The organism is Roseateles sp. P5_B10 (genome assembly GCF_056400485.1).
Window position 1 is genome coordinate 1 of record NZ_JBFULE010000372.1, and the last position, 5,129, is coordinate 5,129.

At 71.2% G+C, this 5,129-nt stretch carries 7 protein-coding genes and 1 tRNA gene; all 8 read right to left on the reverse strand.

Annotated elements, in window-relative coordinates:
• Positions 1–620, reverse strand: a 620-nt coding sequence (locus tag AC1DU6_RS19605) for a PhnE/PtxC family ABC transporter permease (RefSeq protein ID WP_477859021.1), incomplete at its 3' end; no start/stop codon positions are given.
• Positions 617–1,435, reverse strand: a complete 819-nt coding sequence (gene phnE, locus AC1DU6_RS19610; RefSeq protein ID WP_457355944.1) for a phosphonate ABC transporter, permease protein PhnE — start codon at positions 1,433–1,435, stop codon at positions 617–619. The genes AC1DU6_RS19605 and phnE, both read right to left, overlap by 4 nt.
• Positions 1,432–2,238 carry a phosphonate ABC transporter ATP-binding protein gene (locus AC1DU6_RS19615; RefSeq protein ID WP_477859023.1) on the reverse strand — a complete coding sequence of 269 codons (807 nt, stop codon included), beginning with the start codon at positions 2,236–2,238 and terminating at the stop codon, positions 1,432–1,434. The genes phnE and AC1DU6_RS19615 overlap by 4 nt, the downstream gene beginning before the upstream one ends.
• Positions 2,235–3,107, reverse strand: coding sequence for a putative selenate ABC transporter substrate-binding protein (locus AC1DU6_RS19620; protein WP_477859025.1), 873 nt, complete (start codon positions 3,105–3,107; stop codon positions 2,235–2,237). Before AC1DU6_RS19620 ends, AC1DU6_RS19615 begins: the two co-directional genes overlap by 4 nt.
• Positions 3,108–3,137: 30 nt before the next feature.
• Positions 3,138–3,539 carry a DsrE family protein gene (locus AC1DU6_RS19625; RefSeq protein ID WP_477859027.1) on the reverse strand — a complete coding sequence of 134 codons (402 nt, stop codon included), beginning with the start codon at positions 3,537–3,539 and terminating at the stop codon, positions 3,138–3,140.
• On the reverse strand, positions 3,518–3,949 hold the full coding sequence (locus AC1DU6_RS19630) for a glycine cleavage system protein H (RefSeq protein WP_477859029.1): 432 nt from the start codon (positions 3,947–3,949) through the stop codon (positions 3,518–3,520). The genes AC1DU6_RS19625 and AC1DU6_RS19630 overlap by 22 nt, the downstream gene beginning before the upstream one ends.
• A 12-nt stretch (positions 3,950–3,961) precedes the next feature.
• Positions 3,962–4,057 (reverse strand) — tRNA-Sec (locus AC1DU6_RS19635).
• A 4-nt stretch (positions 4,058–4,061) separates the two neighbouring features.
• Positions 4,062–5,129 (reverse strand): SelB domain-containing protein (locus tag AC1DU6_RS19640; protein ID WP_477859031.1); only part of this gene is annotated, 1,068 nt, incomplete at its 5' end.

The following is a 5,129-nucleotide window of genomic DNA, read 5'->3' on the forward strand; positions in this document are numbered from 1 at the left end:
ACGCCCATCACGCTGGCCGCGCGGATGTTGTTCTCCCAGCGGTACAGCGTGTAGCTGACGAGCTGCGGCAGCGTCTGCGGCAGCGTGGCGAACAGCCACACGCGGMCCTCGCCCAGGCCGCGCTGGCGCAGCGCGAGCGCACCGGCCGCCGGCGCGTTCTCGAAGCTCTCGGCAAACAGCCGCCCCAGCACGCCGCTCGTGTGCAGGGCCAGGKCCAGCGTGCCGGGCAGCGGCCCCAGGCCAGCGAGGATCAGCAGCTGCGTGGCCCAGACCAGTTCGGGCACGCTGCGCAGCAGGTTCAGCACCATGCGCGCCACCGCCCGGCCCACGCCCTGCCCGGAGGCCGGCAGCGCCAGCAGCAGGCCGCCAACGACCGCCAGTGCTGTACCGAGAGCCGACATGGCCAAGGTCTCCAGCAGCGCCCAGCCGGTCTTGGCCAGGAATGCCGGCGCGAGCTGCGGTGGGAAGAAGCTCATCCCGAAACGGCCCATGCTGGCCAGCGCATCCACGCCGAGGAAGGCCGACCACTGCAGGTTCAATGACCAGAAGCTCGCGGCGACCAGCACCGCCAGGCCGGCCAGCACGGCCCAGGTCGACGCTCGCACGGGTTCGCGCTTCATGCCAGGCGCCCGCGCAGCCAGCGGCTGAAGGCATCGCTCAGCATGACCAGGCCGATGAAGACCAGCAGGATGGCACTGACCTCGTTGCCGGCGAACATCTTGGAGGCGTTGTCCAGCTGCTGGCCCAGCCCACCCGCACCGACAAAACCCAGCACGACCGACGATCGCACCGCGCATTCCCAGCGGTAGACCGTGTAGCTCAGCAGCTCGGGCAGGCAGCTCGGCAGCGCGCCGAAGCACAGCGCCTGCCAGCGCGTGGCCCCGGCGCTCAGCAGGGCGTGCGTGGGCGCGGCATCGGCGCTTTCAAGGATCTCGGCGTAGACCTTGCCCAGCATGCCGCCGTAGGCGATGGCGATGGCCAGCACGCCGGCCGTGGCGCCCAGGCCCACGACGCGCACGAACACCAGCGCCCAGATCAGCTCGGGAATGGACCGCAGCGCCACCAGCAGCGCCCGCACCGCGCGGCGCAGCCAACGTGCCGGACCGGGCCGGCCCTCCAGCGTGCTGGCGGACAAGCGCGCCGTGGCCAGCAGCGACAGTGGCACGGCCAGCACCAGCGCCAGCGTGAGGCCCGCGGTCGCGATGGCTACCGTGCGCCAGGTGTCCTGTGCCAGCATCTGCAGGAACTCGGCGTCGCTGCGCATGTGGATGAACTGCGCGAGATAGCGCCCGGTGGCGCGCAGGCCGCGCTCGTCCAGCAGCGTCCAGGGCTTGAACTCGGACAGCACCAGCAGCGGCCACAGCAGCACCAGGCCGATCAGCAAGGCCAGCCAACGGCGGCTCAGCGCCGGGTCGCGCAGGGCGGGGTCCGTCACCGGCACATCGCCTGCGGCAGAGGCACGGGCTGCGGCAGCGGCGCGATCTCGGGCGGCGGCTCCAGCTGGCTGCGGTAGAGCTCGTCCAGCAGGTCGCCGCCCAGGCCCGACGGCGCACCGTCGAACACCACCTGCCCGGCGCGCAGCGCGATCACGCGTGGAAAACGCGCCAGCGCCAGGTCCACCTGGTGCAGGCTGCAGACGAGCGCGGCGCCAGCGGCGCGGGCGCCGTCCTGCAGCGCCGCCAGGGATTGCCCGGCGCGCGTCGGSTCCAGCGCGGCCAGCGGCTCGTCGGCCAGCCACAGTTGGGTGTCGGACACCAGCAGCCGCGCCAGGCCCACACGCTGGCGCTCGCCGCCGGAGAGGCGGTCCACACGCAGCCAGAGCTTGTCGGGCAGGCCGAGCTTTTCGAGCGCGTCCTGCGCGAGGGCGGCGTCCGGCGGGCTCCACAAGGTGCGCAGTGCGCGGCCGAAAGACATGCGCGGCAGCCGCGCGGCCAGCACGGCCACGGCCACGCGCTGGCGTGGTGGCAGCGGCGGATGCTGGGGCGCCAGCGCAATGCCGGCGCGCAGCCGGCGGCGCTCGGCGCGCGCCAGCGACCAGGGCTCGCGGCCCAGCAACGTGAAGCGGCCGGCCAGCGGGCATTGCATCAGCGCGAGCAGGTTCAGCAGCGTCGTCTTGCCCGCGCCCGAGGCGCCGATGACGGCCACCTGCTCGCCGGCGGCCAGCCCGAGAGTGATGCCGCGCAGCACCGGCGTCACACCGCCCAGCGCGGCGGCGTCGACGCCATTCAGTTCAATCATTTCAACAGACCAGCGTTCTCGGCAGCGGCCTTGATGCCGACGTAGTTCTCAGGCTTGGTGGCGATGAACTTGGTCGCACGCTGCAGGCCGAGGATCTCCTTGCCCTGCGCCGTGTTCGGGTCCAATGCCAGGAAGGCGGCCTTGATCTTGTCCTGCAGGGCCTGCGGCATGTCGGCGTGGACCGACCAGTTGTAGTCGTAGTAAGGCGGCGTCGTGTAGAAGACCTTGACCTCGTTCGGGTCGACCTTCTTGTCGGCCACGAACTTCTCCCAGACCGAGATGTTCAGCGCACCGGCGTCCACCTTGCCGCTGGCGACGGCGGCGATGGTCGCGTCATGCGCGCCGCTGAAGGCCACGCGCTTCAGGTCCACATCGGGGTTGATCTTGGCGGCCAGCAGGAAGCTGCGCGGCATCAGGTGGCCCGAGGTGCTGCTCTGCGAGCCGAAGCTCAGCGTCTTGCCCTTCAGGTCTTCCAGCTTGGTGATGCCGCTGGCCTTGTCGGTGATGAAGACGGAGCGGAACTTCTCGTCCTCCTCGCGCTGCACCAGCGGGACGATCTTGCCGCCTGAGCGCACATTGGCCTGAACAAAGGTGAAGCCGCCAAACCAGGCCAGGTCGATCTTCTTGTTGACCACCGTCTCGACGGCGGCGGCGTAGTCGGTCACCGGCGTCCACTCGACCTTCATGCCGAGCTTGCTCTCCAGGTACTGGCCCAGCGGCGCGAACTTGCGCGCCAGTTCGGTGGGCGATTCGTCGGGGATGGCGGTCACGCGCAGCACCYGCTGGGCCTGGGCCGCGGCGCCGGTGAGCGCCAGCACGGCAACCAGGCCACGCGCCACACGGGCGACGGAACGGGGGAAGGCGGTCATCAGGGTTCTCCAGTCGTGGGAAGCAAGGGGTCAGAAAACGAGCGTGGCCCAGGCGGGGTCGGCCGCGCGAAGGGCGTATTGGACCGCACCGCCGTGATGACGACCGGCGGGGATCAGATCGGCCAGCGTCAGGCCCTGCGCCGCGAGGGCGTCGGAGCAGGCGAAGAAGCGCGCGCCATGGTCCAGCGCGTCCTTCATCCAGCCGGCAATGGTCTTGTCGAAACGATCTGAGGCGCGCTGCTGTTCGGCCACGCCGGGCTTGAGCAGCAGCACGGCCCGCGCTGAAAAGTAAACCTCGACCTGCAGCTCCAACGCGGCCGCTGCGGCGGCATGGGCGAAGGGGGTGGCCAGGCGCACCGGGTCGTCGGGGTCTGCGGCCCAGAGCAGGATGGCGAGGCCGGTTCGGGACTTCAGCTCAGCTGGTTCAGCCATGCCCACTCCTGCATCGCCTTGCGGATCGCGTCCTCGCCGATGGTGAGCCGCGCCTTCTCCGCCTGCAGCGCTGACGGCGCCAGCTCGACCAGCCAGCCGGCGTCATAGGGTGATTGATGCACCAGCTCCGGCTGCTCTTCCAGCGCCCCGTTGACCTTGACGACCCGGCCCGACAGCGGTGACTTCACCGACACGATGGACTTGGCCAGCTCCACGACGCCGATGGAGCGGCCCTGCTCGACCTCGCTGCCGACCGGCTTGGGGCGGCACATGTAGATGTCGCCCGAGGCCTTGAGGCCCAGGGCTGTGATGCCGATGCGGACATGGCCGTCGGGCAGCGGTTCGGCCCAGGTCTGGTCGTCGACCCAGTACCAGAGCGCCTCGGGCATTTCGGTGCCGGCGATCAGCATGGACGGGCCCGATGGCGGAGGGGCGAGGGAGTCGAACCCTCCCAGCGGCGCGTGGCGCCACCCACCGGGTTTGAAGCCCGGCCGACACACCGGTGTCGTTGCCCCTCCAGATTCATGCCGCCTGCTCCGCAAACAGGGCGCTGTCCGCCCGGAGCCGATGTTCGTCGCCCACGCGGCGCAGCAGGCCGACGCGGTCGAAATGTTCCAGATGCTGGATGGCCCGCTTGCGGCCCAGGCCGGTCGCGTCGCGGAAAGCCGCGGCGGTGACCGTGCCCTGCTCGGCGCCGATGAGGCGCGCGATACCGGCGAGCCGCGTCATCGTCGCCGTGTCGCAGTAGAGGTCCTTCACCACCTGGTGCAGCTCGCCTTGCCGGGCCAGCCGCGCCAGCGTGGAGCGCATCAGCGGCTCGGGCTCGGCGCAGTCCTTGGCGAGGTCGCGGGCCCAGGCGCCTTCCGCACCCGCAGCGGCCAGCCGGGGCGCGATCTTCTCGGCGATGCGCTGCTCGGCGACCGACAGCTGCACGCCGTGCTCGGGCAGGTGCATGCAGCCGCCGCGCTGGGCGATGTGACCCGCGGCACGCAGCTCAGCCAGCAGATGGCGCCACAAGGCCTCGGCGATGCGGGGCGCGACGAGGCGGCGCAGCCGCGCGGCATCGGGGCCGAGTTCGTCAGGCGACTTCGCATGAAAGTCGGCCAGCGTGGTGAGCAGCTTGGTCGTCAGCGCCGCACGGGCCTCGGTGTCCAGGGCCCAGCCGTCCAACGCTTCGGCCAGACCTTCTGCCTGCGCAAAGCGGGCCAGGTCGAGCCCCAGCGACGACAGCGCCATCAGCCGCTCGCGACGTTGCTCGGCGGTGGGCAGCTCGCAGGCCGCGAGTTCGGCAAGCCGCTCGGGGGTACGGCGATAGCGCGCAGGCGCAAAGGGATCGAGCACGATGCCGCCGGCGATGGTGCGGCTGGCGCCGGCATCGCGCAGCACGAGGCGATCGCCGCGCCAGGCTCCGACGGGCGCGTGGCAGACGAGCTGCACGCGGGCCGTGCCGCCCGGCTCGATGGCGTCGCCGTCCAGCACAGCCACACTGGCCATGACGGCTTGGGCGCCGAGGTGCAGGTGAACACGCGTGCCCGAGCGCAGCGGCCTGGCCTCGCCGGGCCATAGCGTGAGCCGCGCATCGAGCCGTTC